This window comes from Xanthomonas sp. SHU 199 (assembly GCF_000364665.1).
In the GTDB taxonomy this organism is placed as follows: Bacteria; Pseudomonadota; Gammaproteobacteria; order Xanthomonadales; family Xanthomonadaceae; genus Xanthomonas_A; species Xanthomonas_A sontii.
Map to the genome: position 1 here is coordinate 1 of NZ_AQOI01000222.1, position 16,084 is coordinate 16,084.

Here is a 16,084-nt window from a genome sequence, read left to right on the forward strand (position 1 = left end):
CTGCGCCGGCGAGGACCGCCTGGTCGAGGCGGAGAAGACGCTGGGCGCGGCGAATATGCTGCCCCAGCTATGGCTGTACGCCGAGAACGATCACTTCTTCCGGCGCGACCTGGCGCATCGCATGTACGAGGCCTACCGCGCGGGCTCGACCCCGCCGGTGACCTTCGTCGATCTGCCGCCATTCGGCGACGACGGCCACAAGACCTTCGCCCAGGCCGATCCGTCGGTCTGGGCCAGGCCGGTGGCGGCATTCCTCGCTCAGGTGGTTCCGCAGGCCGACGGAGCGCGGGCGCCGGCCAGCGCGTCGCGCTGACCGACAGACCGGCACTGCACAAAAAACGGGGGCGCCGGACGGACAGGATGGGCAAGGTCGGTGCGCGTCAGCGGCTGCCCGCGACGGCTGCAGCAGCGCCCAGCGGGTTGCCGACGGTCGCCATCAGACCAGGCGACCGACGCAGCGGCAAGACGGTCAGATCAGCGTGCGCTTGCGGCTCTTGAACCCGGCATACAGCGAGAACACCGCCAGCAACGCGAAGCAGATCAGGCACCACATCGGCATCGACAGGCCGAGGAAGCGCCAGTCGATGTTGCCGCAGTCGCCGGTTCCGGTCAGCACCCGGCGCAGCACCTCGAACGGCCCCATGGTCTCGCGCAGGAAACTCAGCGGCGGGCCGCAGGACGCCATCGGGTCCGGGAACAGCTGCACCGAGACATGCTTGGTGGAGATGCCGGCGCCCACGAGCGCGGCCAGGAACGCCAGGACGCCATAAATCTTGCGCCCGCCGGCGCTGCGCGGCCCGTGCAGGGCACCGAGCAGGAACAGCAGGCCCAGTGCGGCGAACGCGATGCGCTGGAAGATACACAGCGGGCACGGCTCGATGCCCAGCTGCAGCTGCACGAAGATCGCATAGCCCAGCAGGCCGGCACAGATCAGAAAGCCGAGCAGGAACTGCGCGCGGAAACCCCAACGTAACGGATTCATCGGACTCGAACTCGCATCGACGATCCACGCATTATCCGCGATCGTGCGCTCCATCACCATGTGTCATGGCGCTGTCCGCCGCCCCAGCCCGCGCCGCGACCGCGCTCTCCCCGTCCCCAAGCCCGACTCCGCGATCCCCCAAAAACAAAAAGCCCGGACATGCCGGGCTTCTTGATGCTGCAGGTGCGAACCGATTACTCGGCCACTTCCTCGGCCACGGCCGGGCGATCGACCAGCTCGACGTACGCCATCGGCGCGTTGTCGCCGGCACGGAAGCCGCACTTGAGGATGCGCAGGTAGCCACCCGGGCGCGCCTGGTAGCGCGGGCCCAGCGTGGTGAACAGGGTGCCGACCGCTTCCTTGTCGCGCAGGCGGGCGAACGCCAGGCGGCGGTTGGCGACGTTGTCGACCTTGGCCAGGGTGATCAGCGGCTCGGCGACGCGGCGCAGTTCCTTGGCCTTCGGCAGGGTGGTCTTGATCAGCTCGTGCTTGATCAGCGACGCCGCCATGTTCTTGAACATCGCTTCGCGGTGGGCGCTGGTGCGGCTGAACTTGCGGCCGGATTTTTGGTGACGCATGGGTTGGGATTCCTATGGAAGAGTGTGACTGTTGGAGATCGCTGTCGCCGTCCTGGCGTTGAAAGTGGACTGCGGATGGTCCGTGCCGGCCGTCCCTGACCGGGCGACGCCGCGGGCTTGGCGACCCGTCGACGTGGTGATGCGGATGAAGCGAACGACACACGGCCGATGCCTTGCGGCACCGGCCGGATGCGCAAAACTCAGCCGAGCATGCCGTGCTGGGCGACGCCGGCCGGCGGCCAGTTCTCCAGCTTCATGCCAAGCGACAGGCCACGCTGGGCCAGCACTTCCTTGATCTCGGTGAGCGACTTCTTGCCCAGGTTCGGGGTCTTGAGCAGCTCGACTTCGGTCTTCTGGATCAGATCGCCGATGTAGTAGATGCTCTCGGCCTTCAGGCAGTTGGCCGACCGCACGGTCAGTTCCAGATCGTCGATCGGACGCAGCAGCACCGGATCCACGCCGTTGCTGGCCGGCTTGGCCGCGCCACGGTCGCGATGGGTGAAGTCGCCGAACACCGACAGCTGGTCGCTGAGGATGTCGGCGGCGGTGCGCACGGCTTCCTCGGCATCGATCGTGCCGTTGGTTTCGATGTCCAGGACCAGCTTGTCCAGGTCGGTACGCTGCTCGACGCGGGCCGATTCGACCGCGTAAGCGACGCGGCGCACCGGCGAGAACGAGGCGTCCAGGACCAGGCGACCGATGGTGCGGGTCTCTTCGTCCGGACGGCGGCGCGCGGCGGCCGGCTGATAGCCGAAGCCACGCTCGATCTTCAGACGCATGTTGATCGCCGTGTCCTTGGTCAGGTGGCAGATCACGTGGTCGTTGTTGAGGATCTCGACGTTGTGGTCGGTCTTGATGTCGGCGGCAGTGACCGTGCCCGGACCCTGCTTGGACAGCGACAGCGTGGCGCTGTCACCGGTATGCATGCGGATGGCCACGTCCTTGAGGTTCAGCAGGACTTCCAGCACGTCCTCCTGCAGCCCTTCGACCGTGGTGTACTCGTGCAGCACGCCGTCGATCTCGACTTCGGTGATCGCGAAGCCGGGAATCGAGGACAGCAGCACGCGACGCAGGGCGTTGCCCAGCGTATGCCCATACCCGCGCTCCAAGGGCTCGATCACGACCTTGGCGCGGTTGTCGGTAAGGCGTTCGATCTGCGGCCCACGCGGGCGCAGAACCTGGTTGGCGGTAACCGTCATGTTGCGGGTTCTCCTGACGAGCCTCCGTGGACCGGAGGCTCTCCGATGTGATTACTTCGAATACAACTCGACGATCAGCGCTTCGTTGATGTCGGCAGGCAGGTCCGCACGGTCCGGCACGGCCTTGAAGATGCCGCTGAACTTCTTCGAATCGACCTCGACCCACGACGGGTTCAGGTCGTGCGTTTCGGCAACGGTCAGCGCTTCCTGCACGCGAAGCTGCTTCTGCGCCTTTTCCGACAGGGCGATCGCGTCGCCGGCTTTGACCTGGTACGAGGCCAGGTTCACCGACTTGCCGTTCACCAGCACGCCACGGTGCGACACCAGCTGGCGCGCGGCCGGACGGGTGACGGCGAAGCCCATGCGGTAGACGACGTTGTCCAGGCGGGTTTCCAGCAGCTGCAGCAGGTTTTCGCCGGTGTTGCCCTTCTTGGTCGAGGCCTTCTTGTAGTAGTTGCGGAACTGACGCTCCAGCAGACCGTAGATACGCTTGACCTTCTGCTTCTCGCGCAGCTGGGTGGCGTAGTCGGACAGCTTGCCCTTGCGGGCGGTCGCGCCGTGCTGGCCGGGCTTCTGCTCCAGCTTGCACTTGGAGTCCAGCGCACGCGCCGGGCTCTTGAGGGAAAGATCGGCGCCTTCGCGGCGCGCGAGCTTACAGGTAGGACCGATATAACGAGCCATTTCTTATCGCTCCTTTAGACGCGACGCTTCTTCGGCGGACGGCACCCGTTGTGCGGGATCGGCGTCACGTCGATGATGTTGGTGATCTTGTATCCGACGTTGTTCAACGAACGGACGGCGGACTCGCGACCCGGACCCGGGCCCTTGATGCGCACTTCCAGCGACTTCACGCCGTAGTCGAGCGCAGCGCGCCCGGCCTTCTCGGCGGCCACCTGCGCCGCGAACGGCGTGGACTTGCGCGAACCGCGGAAACCGGCGCCACCGGAGGTCGCCCAGGACAACGCATTGCCCTGACGGTCGGTGATGGTCACGATGGTGTTGTTGAACGAAGCGTGGACGTGGGCGACGCCGTCGGTGACGACGCGCTTGATCTTCTTCTTGGTCTTTGCTGCTGCGGGCTTAGCCATGTCGGTCCCTTACTTCTTGATCGCCTTGCGCGGACCCTTGCGGGTGCGGGCGTTGGTACGGGTGCGCTGACCGCGCAGGGGCAGGCCACGACGGTGACGCAGGCCGCGGTAGCAGCCCAGGTCCATCAGTCGCTTGATGGCGATGCCGATTTCGCGACGCAGGTCGCCTTCGACGATGTACTTGCCGACTTCGAGACGCAGGCGCTCGATTTCCGGCTCGGACAGGTCGCGGATCTTGGTGGTCGAGGTCACGCCTGCGGCTTCGCAGACCTTCTTCGAACGGGTACGGCCGATGCCGTAGATGCTTTGCAACCCGACCCAGACGTGCTTCTGGGCTGGCAGGTTGACGCCTGCAATACGCGCCATGACGCGGTTCTCCAACTGAGTGATGGCCCGACGGCGCACCACGGCGCCATCCGGCAGGATGGATCAAAAAGTGAACTTGTAAGTCTAGCAAGGTCTCGGGTTACATGGAAGCCCGCGGAACCGCAAGGTTCCGCAAGCCCGGCATGGGGAGTGTGCCCATGCTCCGGCGCCGGACGTCGTTGGCGAGGCGATGTATCCACCTTGCCGCCCGCGCTACTCCAGCGCAGGACCACCACGTCTCACCCGCGCACGAGACCGCTGCACGGGCCGCCCTTCAAGTCGGAAGACTGCGCCCGGGAGCCGGGGGCGTCTTCGCGGAAGGATTCAAACAGTATAGCAATCAACCGCGGGCAAAACCGCCGCCGCGCGAGCCGCCCTTGAGGTTGGCCTTCTTCAACAGGCTCTCGTACTGGTGCGACATCAGGTGCGCCTGGATCTGCGCAATGAAGTCCATCACCACCACGACCGCGATCAGCAGCGAGGTGCCGCCGAAGTGGAACGAGGTGCCGAGCTGGGCACGCATCACTTCCGGCAGCAGGCACACGATCACCAGGTACACCGAGCCGGCCGCGGTCAGGCGGGTCAGCACGCCGTCGACATAGTCGGCGGTGGCCTTGCCGGGCCGGATGCCCGGAATCAGCGCGCCGGACTTCTTCAGGTTGTCCGCGGTTTCCTGCGAGTTGAACACCAGCGCGGTATAGAAGAACGCGAAGCCGATGATCAGCGCAGCGAACACGATCATGTGTACCGGCTCGCCCGGGCCCAGCGCGTTGGCGATGCGCTGCAGCCACATACCGAACGTGCTGTTGGAAGCGGCCTGGCCCGACCACATCGACAGCGTCGCCGGGAAGGCGAGGATGCTCGAGGCGAAGATCGGCGGAATCACGCCGGCCATGTTGAGCTTCAGCGGCAGGAACGAGGTCTGATTCATGTACGCGTTGCGACCGCCCTGGCGACGCGCGTAGTTCACCGTGATCCGCCGTTGTCCGCGCTCGACGAACACCACGAACAGGGTGAAGGCGAGGATCGTCAGGACGATCAGCAACAGCGAGATGAAGCTCATGTTGCCGTCGCGGTAGGCTTCCACGGTCTGGATCGCCGCCGCCGGCAGGCCGGCGACGATGCCGGCGAAGATGATCAGCGAGACGCCGTTGCCGATGCCGCGCTCGGTCACCTGCTCGCCGACCCACATCAGGAAGATGGTGCCAGCGGTCAGCGCGATCACCGCGGTGAGCACGAAGCCCATGCCGGGAGCGTAGACGACCGGCGCGCCGCCCGGTGCGGTCTGGTTCTGCAGCGCCAAGGCGATACTGCCGCCCTGCACCACCGCCAGCAGCACCGCGCCGATGCGCGAATACTGGGTGATCTTGCGCCGGCCCGACTCGCCCTCCTTCTGCATCGCCTTCAGCGACGGAAAGATGTGCGTGGCCAGCTGGATCACGATCGATGCCGAAATGTACGGCATCACGTTCAGCGCGAAGATGCTGAAACGGTGCAGGGCGCCGCCCGAGAACATGTTGAACATGTCCACGATGCCGCCGCCCTGCGCCTGCATCAGCGCAAGCATGGCTTCGGGATTGACGCCCGGCACCGGCACGTAGCAGCCGATGCGATAGACGATCAATGCGCCGAGAACGAACAACAGGCGCTGGCGAAGTTCCGTGAACTTGCCGAGCCCGCCGCCGAGGTTACCCATGCCAGCCTGCGCCATCTGCGTGTTACTCCTGCACGCTGCCGCCGGCAGCTTCGATTGCCGCCTTGGCACCGGCGGTCGCCGCAACGCCCTTCAGCACGAACTTCTTGGTCAGTTCGCCCTTCAGGACCACCTTGGCCTTCTTCGCGGTGCTCGGGACCAGCTTCGCGGCGCGCAGCGCAGCGAAATCGATCTCGCCAGCCGGCAGGTTGTCGAGCTGGTAGGACAGCACTTCGGCGGTGTCCTTGGCCATCTTCGAACGGAAGCCGATCTTCGGCAGACGGCGCTGCATGGGGGTCTGGCCGCCTTCGAAGCCAGCCTTGATCTTGCCGCCGCCCTTGCGCGCGAACGAACCCTTGTGGCCGCGGCCGGCGGTCTTGCCGAGGCCGGAACCGATGCCGCGACCGACGCGGGTGCGCTCGGTACGCGCGCCCGGCGCGGGCTTCAGATCATTCAGATGCAAAGTCATGGTCGATTACTCCTCAACCTGGACGAGGTACTGAACCTTGTTGATCAGGCCGCGCACTTGCGGGCTGTCCTTCAGTTCGCGCACATCGTTGAGCTTGTTCAGGCCCAGGGCACGCACCGACAGGCGGTGACGCGACTGGGTACCACGCAGGCCGCGCACCAGGCGCACCTTGACGGTCTTGGTGGATTCATTAGCCATGGGTCAGATCCTCCACCTTCTTGCCGCGCTTGGCCGCGATGCGGGCCGGCGACTGCATGTCTTCCAGGCCGCGCAGGGTGGCGCGCACCAGGTTGATCGGGTTGCGCGAACCGACGGCCTTGGCCAGCACGTTCTTCACGCCCACCGCTTCCAGCACGGCGCGCATGGCACCGCCGGCGATCACGCCGGTACCTTCCGAGGCCGGCATCATGAACACGCGCGCCGCGCCGTGGCCGGACTTCACCGGGTGCCACAGGGTGCCGTTGTTCAGATCGATGTTGAGCATGCCCTTGCGCGCATACTCCATCGACTTCTGGATCGCGACCGGCACTTCGCGCGCCTTGCCGTAACCGAAGCCGATCTTGCCGTTGCCGTCGCCGACCACGGTCAGCGCGGTGAAGGTGAACTGGCGACCGCCCTTGACCGTCTTGCTGACGCGGTTGACCGCGACCAGCTTCTCAATCATGCCGTCGTCGACTTTCTCTTCGCGGTTGCGGTCGCGATCACGACCCCGCGGTGCACGCTGTTCTTCAGCCATTGTGATGTCCTTGATAGAGGAAAAGATTTACGGCTTCGTTGCCGCTTGTGGTTGTGGTCTGGAGCCGTGTTCCCCGGACGCGCGCAGAAGGCGCGCCAAGGTCCGATGCAGCCCGCATCGGCGGGACGGGCGCGGCTTCGCCGCGCCCGCAAGGATCAGAACTGCAGGCCGCCTTCGCGCGCGGCGTCGGCCAGCGCCTTGATGCGGCCGTGGTAGCGGTAGCCCGAGCGGTCGAAGGCGACCTTCTCGACGCCCGCGGCCTTGGCGCGCTCGGCGATCAGCTTGCCGACCTTGGCGGCGGCGTCGCTGTTCTTGCCGTTCTTCAGGCCGTCCTTGACGTCGGCCTGCAGGGTGTTCGCCGCGGCGAGGACCTTGGAGCCGTCGGCGGTGAAGACCTGCGCGTACAGGTGCTGGCCGGTGCGCAGCACCGACAGGCGGGCGACGCCGAGCTCGCGGATGTGGGCGCGGGTCGACTTGGCGCGACGCAGGCGGGCGATGTTCTTGTTGATGCTCATGGTATGTGTCCTAGGAAAGCTGAAGGGGAACAGGCTTTTGCAGTGGAGAGTCCGGCCATCGATGGCCGGGCTCCTCGCAGAAGGACCTGCCTTAGGCCTTCTTGGCTTCCTTGCGAATGATGGCTTCACCGGCGTACTTCACACCCTTGCCCTTGTAGGGCTCCGGCGGACGGAAACCGCGGATCTTGGCGGCGACTTCGCCGACGCGCTGCTTGTCGGCGCCCTGCACCAGGATCTCGGTCTGGGTCGGAGCGGCCAGGGTGATGCCTTCCGGCGCGCTGAACACGATCGGGTGCGAGAAACCGAGCGCAAGGCTCAGGTCCTTGCCCTGCATCGTGGCACGGTAGCCGACGCCCACCAGCTCGAGCTTGCGCTCGAAGCCCGCGGACACGCCCTGCACCATGTTCGCCAGGATGGCGCGAACGGTGCCGGTGATGGCGATGTGCGACGGATCGTTCGCCGACAGCGTGGCGACACCGTTTTCCTGCTTGATTTCGACGCCGGCCGGCTTCGGCAGCGACAGCGTGCCCTTCGGGCCCTTGACGCTGACCTGATCGGCCTGGACGGTGAGTTCGACGCCCTTCGGGAGGGAGATCGGCTTCTTGGCTACGCGGGACATGTGAGTGCTCCTTCCCTTAGGCCACGAAGCACAGGACTTCGCCACCGACGCCGGCCTGACGGGCCTGCGCATCGGTCATGATGCCCTTGGACGTGGAAATGATGGCAACGCCCAGACCGCCGAGAACCTTCGGCAGCTCGGTCTTGCCGCGATACTGGCGCAGACCCGAACGCGAAACGCGCTTGAGCGTATCGATGACCGGACGGCCCTCGAAATACTTCAGCACGATTTCCAGTTCGGACTTGTTGTTCTCGATCGCGTTGACGCGCAGATCGCTGATATAGCCTTCGGCCTTCAGCACTTCCGCGATCGCAACCTTGATCTTGGAGGACGGCATCTTCACCGTCGGCTTGCCAACCGCGGCCGCATTCTTGATGCGGACCAGCAGGTCGGCGATGGGATCAGTCATGCTCATGGTGTCTACCTTTGAGTGCACCGATATCCGCTTTCGCGAAAATCTTGTGTGGTGGAGCGGTGGAATGACGCAGGGGGTGAAGCGCGCAACCGCCGGAGGAACCCGCGGCGGCTGCCATACCCGTCCCTGCCGCGAGGCAAGGAGCGGGAGTATACGACAAAAAGTCCGACTTGCGTCGGACTCGTTGTCTGAACGACACGCGGGCGGCTAGACCGCCCTGCCCGGCCCCGCGAACGGGACCGGCGCCGCTGGCATTACCAGCTGGCCTTGCGCAGGCCCGGAACGTCGCCGTTCATGGTCGCCTTGCGCAGCATGTTGCGGCCCAGGCCGAACTTGCCGTAGACGCCACGCGGGCGGCCGGACAGTTCGCAACGGGTCCGCTGGCGGCTCGGCGACGAATCGCGCGGCAGCTTCTGCAGCTTGGTCACGGCCTCGGCCTTCTCGTCGTACGAGGCGGTGCCGGAGGCGATGATCTTCTTCAGCGCATCACGCTTGTCGGCGAACTTCTTCGCCAGCTTCTTGCGCTTGATGTCGCGGTTGACCATGGAGGTCTTTGCCATCTGTAAATCCTCGGGATTCGAGAGTGGGGATTGGAGATTTCCAGAACCCGGGATGTGACGGGCGCAGCGCCCTTCCATCCCGAATCCCGAATCCCGAATCCCGGCTGTCAATCAGTTACGGAACGGGAACTTGAACGCTTCGAGCAGCGCCTTGGCTTCGGCGTCGGTCTTGGCGGTGGTGGTGATGGCGATATCCATACCGCGGATCGCGTCGACGGCGTCGAAGTCGATTTCCGGGAAGATGATCTGCTCCTTCACGCCCATGTTGAAGTTGCCGCGGCCGTCGAACGAACGACCCGAGACACCACGGAAGTCGCGCACGCGCGGCAGCGAGATGTTGATCAGGCGGTCCAGGAACTCGTACATCTTGGCGCGACGCAGCGTGGTCTTGCAGCCGATCGGCCAACCATCGCGGATCTTGAACGACGCCACCGAGATGCGCGACTTGGTCACCACCGGCTTCTGGCCGGAGACCTTGGCCATGTCGGCGACGGCGTTTTCCAGGATCTTCTTGTTCGTCGCGGCCTCGCCCACGCCCATGTTCAGCGTGACCTTGACCAGCTTCGGCACTTCCATCGGATTGGTGTAACCGAACTTCTTCATCAGAGCCGGTACCACTTCTTCCTTGTAGATCTTTTCGAGACGGGAAGTCATTGTGTCATTCCTCAGGCGTCGAGCGCCTCACCGCTGGAGCGGAACACACGCAGTTTGCGTCCATCCTCCAGCACCTTGAAGCCAACGCGGTCGCCCTTGCCCGTGGCCGGGTTGAGGATCGCAACGTTGGAAATATGGATCGACGCTTCGCGCTCGACCACGCCGCCGGCGACGCCCGCCTGCGGGTTCGGCTTGGTGTGGCGCTTGACGATGTTCGCGTTGGAGACGACCACGCGGTCGCCGTCGACGCGGACGACTTCGCCCTGCTTGCCCTTGTCCTTGCCGGTGGTGACGACGACCTGGTCGCCCTTCTTGATACGGTTAGCCATGTGTATGTCCTCCGCTCACAGCACTTCGGGAGCGAGCGAGACGATCTTCATGAACTTCTCGGACCGCAGCTCGCGGGTCACAGGCCCGAAAATGCGCGTGCCGATCGGCTCCTGCTTGTTGTTGAGCAACACCGCGGCGTTGCCGTCGAAGCGGATCAACGAACCGTCCGGACGACGCACACCCTTGCGGGTACGCACGACGACGGCGTCGTAGACTTCGCCCTTCTTGACCTTGCCGCGCGGGATCGCGTCCTTGACGGTGACCTTGATGATGTCGCCAATGTGCGCGTAGCGGCGCTTGGAGCCGCCGAGCACCTTGATGCACATCACTTCCTTGGCACCGGAATTGTCGGCGACGTCGAGGTAGCTCTGCATCTGGATCATGATTCAGATCTCCCTTATTCGGCCGCGCGGGTGACGATTTCCACCACCCGCCAGTTCTTGGTCTTGGACATCGGCGCAATCTCGGTCACGCGCACGACATCGCCTTCGTTGCAGGCGTTGTCGGCGTCGTGGGCGTGGAGCTTGGTCGAGCGCTTGATGTACTTGCCGTACAGCGCATGCTTGACCTGACGCTCCACCAGCACGGTGACGGTCTTGTCCATCTTGTTGCTGACCACACGGCCTTCGACCGTGCGCAGCGTCTTGCTTTCGTTATTGTCGCTCATCGCGGCCATCCTTACTTCGTGCTGCCGAGCAGGTGCTTGACGCGAGCGATCTCGCGGCGCACCCGGCGGGTTTCGTGAGTCTTCGGCAGCTGCCCGGTGACCTGCTGCATGCGCAGGGCGAACTGCTCCTTGCGCAGATCGGTCAGGTGGGCCTTCAGATCGTCGGCCGACTTCTCGCGGAGTTGTTTGATGTCCATCAGCGTACCGTCCGGGTCACGAAGGTGGTGGTCACCGAAAGCTTGGCAGCGGCCAGGCGGAACGCCTCGCGCGCGACATCTTCGCCGACGCCTTCGATTTCATAGATCATGCGACCGGGCTGGATCTGCGCGACCCAGTACTCGACGTTACCCTTACCGGAGCCCATTCGCACTTCGATCGGCTTCTTGGTAATCGGCTTGTCCGGGAACACGCGGATCCACATCTTGCCGCCGCGCTTGACGTAGCGGCTGATCGAGCGGCGCGCCGCTTCGATCTGGCGCGCGGTCAGCTGACCGTGCGCCGTGGCCTTCAGCCCGTACTCGCCGAAGCTGACGGCGTTTCCGCTCCACGCCAGGCCGTCGTTACGACCCTTGTGCATCTTGCGGTATTTGGTTCGCTTGGGTTGCAACATTGCCGTTACCTCGCTTCACGGGCCGGACGCGACGGACGGTCGCCACGGTCGCCGCGATCGTTACGATCGTTGCGCGGGGAATCGTCCTGCTTTTCCTGGCCAACCTGGGAGAAATCGAAGATCTCGCCCTTGTAGATCCAGACCTTGATGCCGATGATGCCGTAGGTCGTCTTGGCTTCGGCGAAGCCGTAGTCGATGTCGGCACGCAGCGTGTGCAGCGGCACGCGGCCCTCGCGGTACCACTCGGAACGGGCGATTTCCGCACCGTTCAGACGGCCGGCGACGTTGACCTTGATGCCCAGGGCACCCAGGCGCATCGCGTTGCCGACCGAGCGCTTCATCGCGCGGCGGAACATGATGCGACGCTCCAGCTGCTGCGCGATCGACTCGGCGACCAGCTGCGCGTCCAGCTCCGGCTTGCGCACTTCGGTGACGTTGATGTGGGCGGGGACGCCCATCATCTCGCTCACTTCCTTGCGCAGCTTCTCGATGTCCTCACCGCGCTTGCCGATCACCACGCCCGGACGGGCGGTGTGGATCGTCACGCGCGCGGTCTTGGCCGGACGCTCGATCAGGATCTTGCTGATGCCCGCCTGCGCCAGCTTCTTGCGCAGCATTTCGCGGACCTTGAGGTCGGCTGCCAGGTAACCGGCGAACTCGGCCTTGTTGGCGTACCACTTGGAATTCCAGTCCTTGGCGATACCCAGGCGGATTCCGATCGGATGAACTTTATGACCCATCGTCTTTTCCTTTCCGCTTACTTGGCGGCGCCCACAACCACAGTGATGTGGCTGGTGCGCTTGAGGATGCGGGTACCGCGGCCTTTCGCCCGCGCCATGAAACGCTTCAGGGTCGGACCTTCATCAACCATGATGGTCTTGACCTTCAGCTCGTCGACATCCGCGCCTTGATTGTTCTCGGCATTGGCGATCGCCGACTCCACCACCTTCTTGATCAGGTGGGCAGCCTTCTTGTCCGAGAACTTCAGCAGGTTGACCGCCCGCTCGGCGGAAAGACCACGGACCTGGTCGGCGACCAGGCGGGCCTTCTGCGGGGAGATGCGCGCGGTGCGCAGGATTGCTTTCGCTTCCATCGTCATCTCTCCTTACCGGCCCGACTTCTTGTCGCCACCGTGACCCTTGAAGGTCCGGGTGACGGCAAATTCGCCGAGCTTGTGGCCGACCATGTTCTCGTTGACCAGCACCGGAACGTGGTTCTTGCCGTTATGCACGGCGATGGTGAAACCCACCATCTCCGGCAGGATCATCGAGCGACGCGACCAGGTCTTGATCGGACGCTTGCTACCGGCCGCGGCCTCCACCTTCTTGACGAGGTGGTGATCGACGAACGGGCCCTTCTTGAGTGAACGTGCCATGGTCGATTAGCCCCTACGATCGCGGACGATGAATTGTTCGGTGCGCTTGTTATGGCGCGTCTTGTAACCCTTGGTCGGGACACCCCACGGGGTGACCGGATGCGGATTACCCTGACCGGCCTTCGCCTCACCACCACCGTGCGGGTGGTCGACCGGGTTCATGGCCGCACCGCGAACGGTCGGACGCACGCCGCGCCAACGCTTGGCGCCCGCCTTGCCCAGCTTCTCGAGGTTGTGCTCGTCGTTGCCGACTTCGCCGATGGTGGCGCGGCACTCGGACGGCACCTTGCGCATTTCGCCGGAGCGCAGACGCAGGGTGGCGTAGATGCCTTCACGCGCGACCAGCTGCACCGCGGCGCCGGCGGCACGCGCGATCTGCGCGCCCTTGCCCGGCTTCAGCTCGATCCCGTGGACGGTGGTACCGACCGGGATGTTGCGCAGCGGCAGGGTGTTGCCGGTCTTGATCGGCGCATCCGAACCGGCGATCACTTGGTCGCCGGCCTTCAGGCCCTTCGGCGCGATGATGTAGCGGCGCTCGCCGTCGGCGTAGCACAGCAGGGCGATATGGGCGGTGCGGTTGGGATCGTATTCGATCCGCTCCACGCGCGCCGGGATACCTTCCTTGTTGCGCTTGAAGTCGATGACGCGGTAGTGCTGCTTGTGGCCACCGCCGACGTGGCGGGTGGTGATGCGGCCGTGGTGGTTACGACCACCGGACTTGCTCTGCTTTTCCACCAGTGCAGCGTGCGGGGCGCCCTTGTGCAGATCGGGCGTGACCACGCGCACGGCCGAACGACGGCCTGCGGAGGTGGGCTTGAATTTCATCAATGGCATGGGATGTACCTCAGGCCTTGGCCGTTACGTCGATGGACTGGCCTTCGGCCAGACGCACGTACGCCTTGCGCCAATCGCCGCGACGACCACTGCGCGAACGGAAGGACTTGTTCTTGCCCTTGACGTTCAACACGTTGACCGACTCGACCTTGACGTCGAACAGCTGCTCGACCGCGGCCTTGACATCGGCCTTGGTGGCTTCGTTCGAAATCTCGAAGACGTACTGATTGGAGAGTTCCTGCAGGCGCGCGGTCTTTTCGGAGACACGCGGAGCGCGCAGCACGCTGAAGATTTTTTCGTTGCTGCTCATGCCAGCCACTCCTCGACCTTCTTGACCGCATCGGCGGTGATCACGACCGTATCGGCCCCGACCAGCGACACCGGATCCAGGCCCTGCACGTCGCGCACTTCCACGTAGGGAAGGTTGCGGGCGGACAGGTACAGATGCTCGGACGCTTCTTCGGTCACGATCAGCGGGCGCTTGCCCACTTCCAGACCCTTCAGCTTCTCGACCAGGCCCTTGGTCTTGCTGGCCTCGACGTCGAACGCGTCGACGACCATCAGGCGGCCCTGGCGGTTCAGTTCCGAGAGGATCGCGCAGATGGCTGCGCGGTACATCTTGCGGTTGACCTTCTGCTCGAAGCTGCGCGGCTTGGCCGCGAAGGTCACGCCACCGCCGACGAAGATCGGAGCGGTCAGCGCGCCGTGGCGAGCGCCACCGCCCTTCTGCTTCTTCGACTTCTTGGTGGTGCCGTTGACTTCCGAACGCGTCTTCTGCGCCTTGGTGCCGGCACGGCCGGCGTTGCGATAGGCGACGACGACCTGGTGAACCAGATCCTCGCTGAAATCGCGGCCGAACACGGCGTCGGAGACCGAGACCTTGTTGTTGCTACCCGTGATAACGAGTTCCATCGTCATCTCTCCTTATGCCTTGCTAGCCGGACGCACGATCACGTCGCCACCGGCAGCGCCAGGCACAGCGCCGCGAATGGCGATCAGGCCACGCTCGACGTCGACCTTGACCACTTCCAGATTCTGCGTGCTCTGCTGCACCGCGCCCATGTGGCCGGACATCTTCTTGCCCGGGAAAACGCGACCCGGGGTCTGGCGCTGACCCAGCGAACCCGGCGCGCGATGCGACAGCGAGTTACCGTGGGTGGCATCGCCCATGCGGAAGTTGTGCCGCTTGATGGTGCCCTGGAAGCCCTTACCCTTGGTGACGCCCTGGACGTCGACCTTCTGGCCGACGGCGAAGATGTCCGCCTTGATTTCGCCGCCGACGGCGAACTCGCCCAGCTGCGCGTCCTCGACGCGGAACTCCCACAGGCCGCGACCCGCTTCGACCTTCGCCTTGGCGAAATGGCCGGACGCCGGCTTGTTGACCAGCGCGGCGCGACGGGCGCCCACGGTGATCTGCACGGCGCTGTAGCCGTCGGCTTCGACGGTCTTGAGCTGGGTGATGCGGTTCGGGGTCGCTTCGATCAGGGTGACCGGGATGGAGCGGCCGTCTTCGGTGAAGACGCGGCTCATGCCGGCCTTGCGGCCCACGAAGCCCAACGAATACTTCTTCGTCATGGTCGTAGTCCTCAGGTCAACTTGATCTGGACATCGACGCCAGCCGCGAGCTCGAGCTTCATCAGCGCGTCCACGGTCTTGTCGTTGGGGTCGACGATGTCGAGCACGCGCTTGTGCGTGCGGGTCTCGTACTGGTCACGCGCGTCCTTGTCGACGTGCGGGGAAACGAGGATGGTGTAGCGTTCGATCTTGGTCGGCAGCGGGATCGGGCCACGCACTTGCGCGCCGGTCCGCTTGGCCGTCTCGACGATCTCGCTGGCCGAACGGTCGATCAAACGATGATCGAACGCCTTCAGCCGAATCCGGATCTTTTGGTCCGCCATGACGGTGGGTTCCTTCGTTAAAAGAGCGACGGGCAAGGCCTCTGGGATACCTGCCCCGGTTGTTTCCTGATGTCGTACCGCAGAGCATCCGGCTCGGCGGGGGCATTCCTCCGCCCCAAAAACTGGGGCAGACCAGTCGACCCGGCCTGCCCAGACGGAAAAGTATAATGCGCAGCTAGAGCAGCGTCAACAACCCAGGGTTGTTGAGTGCTCCATGCGACGCGACCTTCCCGGTCCTGCGAACACGAGCGGCGTCCTGCCTCTCTTTTCGCTGTCTTGCCGGCGCCCTACCCAGGAACGCCGAGCCGCGCATTATAGCGACGACTTCACGCCTCCGCAACACCTCGCGCCAACAAATCGCCAGAACCTTCGCACACTCGAAAACGACGAAGGGCCGGCTTGCGCCGACCCTTCGCGATGCCGGCGACCGAGGTCGCTGGCGATTCCAGCCGGCGGCCTGCGCCGCCGGAGGGCATTACTTGATGATCTTGGCCAC

28 protein-coding genes and 1 pseudogene are annotated in these 16,084 nt (G+C 64.6%); 1 reads left to right on the forward strand and 28 read right to left on the reverse strand.

The genetic code is table 11. The annotated features are described in order from the left end of the window. A pseudogene (locus D183_RS0108925) lies at positions 1–313 on the forward strand (alpha/beta hydrolase family protein); the annotation flags it as partial. A gap of 156 nt (positions 314–469) precedes the next feature. Here the strand turns inward: D183_RS0108925 and D183_RS0108930 are convergent. From D183_RS0108930 to rpsJ, 28 genes are all read right to left on the reverse strand, one after another. Then, on the reverse strand, positions 470–982 hold the full coding sequence (locus D183_RS0108930) for a disulfide bond formation protein B (RefSeq protein WP_026144324.1): 513 nt from the start codon (positions 980–982) through the stop codon (positions 470–472). 194 nt (positions 983–1,176) lie between these two features. Beyond that, entirely contained in the window at positions 1,177–1,560 is a 384-nt protein-coding gene (gene rplQ / locus D183_RS0108935) for a 50S ribosomal protein L17 (RefSeq protein WP_010340456.1), read from the reverse strand. A gap of 200 nt (positions 1,561–1,760) precedes the next feature. Next, complete coding sequence (locus tag D183_RS0108940; RefSeq protein WP_010340455.1) at positions 1,761–2,759, reverse strand: DNA-directed RNA polymerase subunit alpha; 999 nt, start codon at positions 2,757–2,759, stop codon at positions 1,761–1,763. Positions 2,760–2,810: 51 nt separating this feature from the next. Beyond that, the gene (gene rpsD, locus D183_RS0108945; protein ID WP_010340454.1) at positions 2,811–3,440 is read right to left on the reverse strand and encodes a 30S ribosomal protein S4; all 630 of its coding nucleotides are present in this window, start codon (positions 3,438–3,440) and stop codon (positions 2,811–2,813) included. A 14-nt stretch (positions 3,441–3,454) separates the two neighbouring features. Beyond that, a complete protein-coding gene (gene rpsK, locus D183_RS0108950; RefSeq protein ID WP_003470632.1) occupies positions 3,455–3,847 on the reverse strand; it encodes a 30S ribosomal protein S11 in 393 nt (130 codons plus the stop codon). Positions 3,848–3,856: 9 nt separating this feature from the next. Further along, positions 3,857–4,213: a 30S ribosomal protein S13 gene (gene rpsM, locus D183_RS0108955; RefSeq protein WP_010340453.1), complete on the reverse strand. Its 357-nt coding sequence runs from the start codon at positions 4,211–4,213 to the stop codon at positions 3,857–3,859. 340 nt (positions 4,214–4,553) lie between these two features. After that, positions 4,554–5,924: a preprotein translocase subunit SecY gene (gene secY, locus D183_RS0108960; protein WP_026143874.1), complete on the reverse strand. Its 1,371-nt coding sequence runs from the start codon at positions 5,922–5,924 to the stop codon at positions 4,554–4,556. Between the two features lie 7 nt (positions 5,925–5,931). Next, entirely contained in the window at positions 5,932–6,375 is a 444-nt protein-coding gene (rplO, locus tag D183_RS0108965) for a 50S ribosomal protein L15 (RefSeq protein ID WP_010340451.1), read from the reverse strand. 6 nt (positions 6,376–6,381) lie between these two features. Further along, complete coding sequence (rpmD, locus tag D183_RS0108970) at positions 6,382–6,573, reverse strand: 50S ribosomal protein L30 (protein ID WP_010340450.1); 192 nt, start codon at positions 6,571–6,573, stop codon at positions 6,382–6,384. After that, positions 6,566–7,111 (reverse strand): 30S ribosomal protein S5, encoded by a 546-nt coding sequence (gene rpsE, locus D183_RS0108975; protein ID WP_010340449.1) that lies wholly within the window; start codon positions 7,109–7,111, stop codon positions 6,566–6,568. The genes rpmD and rpsE overlap by 8 nt, the downstream gene beginning before the upstream one ends. A 155-nt stretch (positions 7,112–7,266) precedes the next feature. Next, on the reverse strand, positions 7,267–7,626 hold the full coding sequence (rplR, locus tag D183_RS0108980; protein ID WP_010340448.1) for a 50S ribosomal protein L18: 360 nt from the start codon (positions 7,624–7,626) through the stop codon (positions 7,267–7,269). Positions 7,627–7,717: 91 nt separating this feature from the next. Next, positions 7,718–8,245, reverse strand: coding sequence for a 50S ribosomal protein L6 (gene rplF, locus D183_RS0108985; RefSeq protein WP_017908703.1), 528 nt, complete (start codon positions 8,243–8,245; stop codon positions 7,718–7,720). A gap of 16 nt (positions 8,246–8,261) precedes the next feature. Beyond that, positions 8,262–8,660, reverse strand: coding sequence for a 30S ribosomal protein S8 (gene rpsH / locus D183_RS0108990; RefSeq protein ID WP_010340446.1), 399 nt, complete (start codon positions 8,658–8,660; stop codon positions 8,262–8,264). A gap of 254 nt (positions 8,661–8,914) precedes the next feature. Continuing rightward, complete coding sequence (gene rpsN / locus D183_RS0108995) at positions 8,915–9,220, reverse strand: 30S ribosomal protein S14 (protein ID WP_010341607.1); 306 nt, start codon at positions 9,218–9,220, stop codon at positions 8,915–8,917. 111 nt (positions 9,221–9,331) lie between these two features. Beyond that, on the reverse strand, positions 9,332–9,874 hold the full coding sequence (gene rplE, locus D183_RS0109000; RefSeq protein WP_010341606.1) for a 50S ribosomal protein L5: 543 nt from the start codon (positions 9,872–9,874) through the stop codon (positions 9,332–9,334). Positions 9,875–9,885: 11 nt separating this feature from the next. Then, positions 9,886–10,203 carry a 50S ribosomal protein L24 gene (rplX, locus tag D183_RS0109005; RefSeq protein WP_010341604.1) on the reverse strand — a complete coding sequence of 106 codons (318 nt, stop codon included), beginning with the start codon at positions 10,201–10,203 and terminating at the stop codon, positions 9,886–9,888. A 15-nt stretch (positions 10,204–10,218) separates the two neighbouring features. Further along, positions 10,219–10,587: a 50S ribosomal protein L14 gene (rplN, locus tag D183_RS0109010; protein ID WP_003486699.1), complete on the reverse strand. Its 369-nt coding sequence runs from the start codon at positions 10,585–10,587 to the stop codon at positions 10,219–10,221. A 14-nt stretch (positions 10,588–10,601) separates the two neighbouring features. Further along, on the reverse strand, positions 10,602–10,871 hold the full coding sequence (gene rpsQ, locus D183_RS0109015; RefSeq protein WP_010341599.1) for a 30S ribosomal protein S17: 270 nt from the start codon (positions 10,869–10,871) through the stop codon (positions 10,602–10,604). An 11-nt stretch (positions 10,872–10,882) separates the two neighbouring features. Continuing rightward, positions 10,883–11,068, reverse strand: coding sequence for a 50S ribosomal protein L29 (gene rpmC, locus D183_RS0109020; protein WP_010341597.1), 186 nt, complete (start codon positions 11,066–11,068; stop codon positions 10,883–10,885). Continuing rightward, positions 11,068–11,481 carry a 50S ribosomal protein L16 gene (rplP, locus tag D183_RS0109025; protein ID WP_003470657.1) on the reverse strand — a complete coding sequence of 138 codons (414 nt, stop codon included), beginning with the start codon at positions 11,479–11,481 and terminating at the stop codon, positions 11,068–11,070. Before rplP ends, rpmC begins: the two co-directional genes overlap by 1 nt. A gap of 5 nt (positions 11,482–11,486) precedes the next feature. Continuing rightward, a complete protein-coding gene (gene rpsC / locus D183_RS0109030; protein WP_010341595.1) occupies positions 11,487–12,221 on the reverse strand; it encodes a 30S ribosomal protein S3 in 735 nt (244 codons plus the stop codon). A 17-nt stretch (positions 12,222–12,238) separates the two neighbouring features. Next, positions 12,239–12,574 carry a 50S ribosomal protein L22 gene (gene rplV, locus D183_RS0109035; RefSeq protein WP_003470663.1) on the reverse strand — a complete coding sequence of 112 codons (336 nt, stop codon included), beginning with the start codon at positions 12,572–12,574 and terminating at the stop codon, positions 12,239–12,241. A gap of 12 nt (positions 12,575–12,586) precedes the next feature. Continuing rightward, on the reverse strand, positions 12,587–12,856 hold the full coding sequence (rpsS, locus tag D183_RS0109040; protein WP_010341594.1) for a 30S ribosomal protein S19: 270 nt from the start codon (positions 12,854–12,856) through the stop codon (positions 12,587–12,589). 6 nt (positions 12,857–12,862) lie between these two features. Next, positions 12,863–13,690: a 50S ribosomal protein L2 gene (gene rplB, locus D183_RS0109045; RefSeq protein ID WP_010341593.1), complete on the reverse strand. Its 828-nt coding sequence runs from the start codon at positions 13,688–13,690 to the stop codon at positions 12,863–12,865. Between the two features lie 10 nt (positions 13,691–13,700). Beyond that, positions 13,701–14,000, reverse strand: coding sequence for a 50S ribosomal protein L23 (gene rplW, locus D183_RS0109050; RefSeq protein ID WP_010341592.1), 300 nt, complete (start codon positions 13,998–14,000; stop codon positions 13,701–13,703). Then, complete coding sequence (rplD, locus tag D183_RS0109055) at positions 13,997–14,602, reverse strand: 50S ribosomal protein L4 (protein WP_010341591.1); 606 nt, start codon at positions 14,600–14,602, stop codon at positions 13,997–13,999. The genes rplW and rplD overlap by 4 nt, the downstream gene beginning before the upstream one ends. 12 nt (positions 14,603–14,614) lie before the next feature. Next, the gene (rplC, locus tag D183_RS0109060; RefSeq protein ID WP_010341590.1) at positions 14,615–15,265 is read right to left on the reverse strand and encodes a 50S ribosomal protein L3; all 651 of its coding nucleotides are present in this window, start codon (positions 15,263–15,265) and stop codon (positions 14,615–14,617) included. A gap of 11 nt (positions 15,266–15,276) precedes the next feature. Further along, entirely contained in the window at positions 15,277–15,588 is a 312-nt protein-coding gene (gene rpsJ / locus D183_RS0109065; RefSeq protein ID WP_010341589.1) for a 30S ribosomal protein S10, read from the reverse strand. Positions 15,589–16,084: the final 496 nt, after the last annotated feature.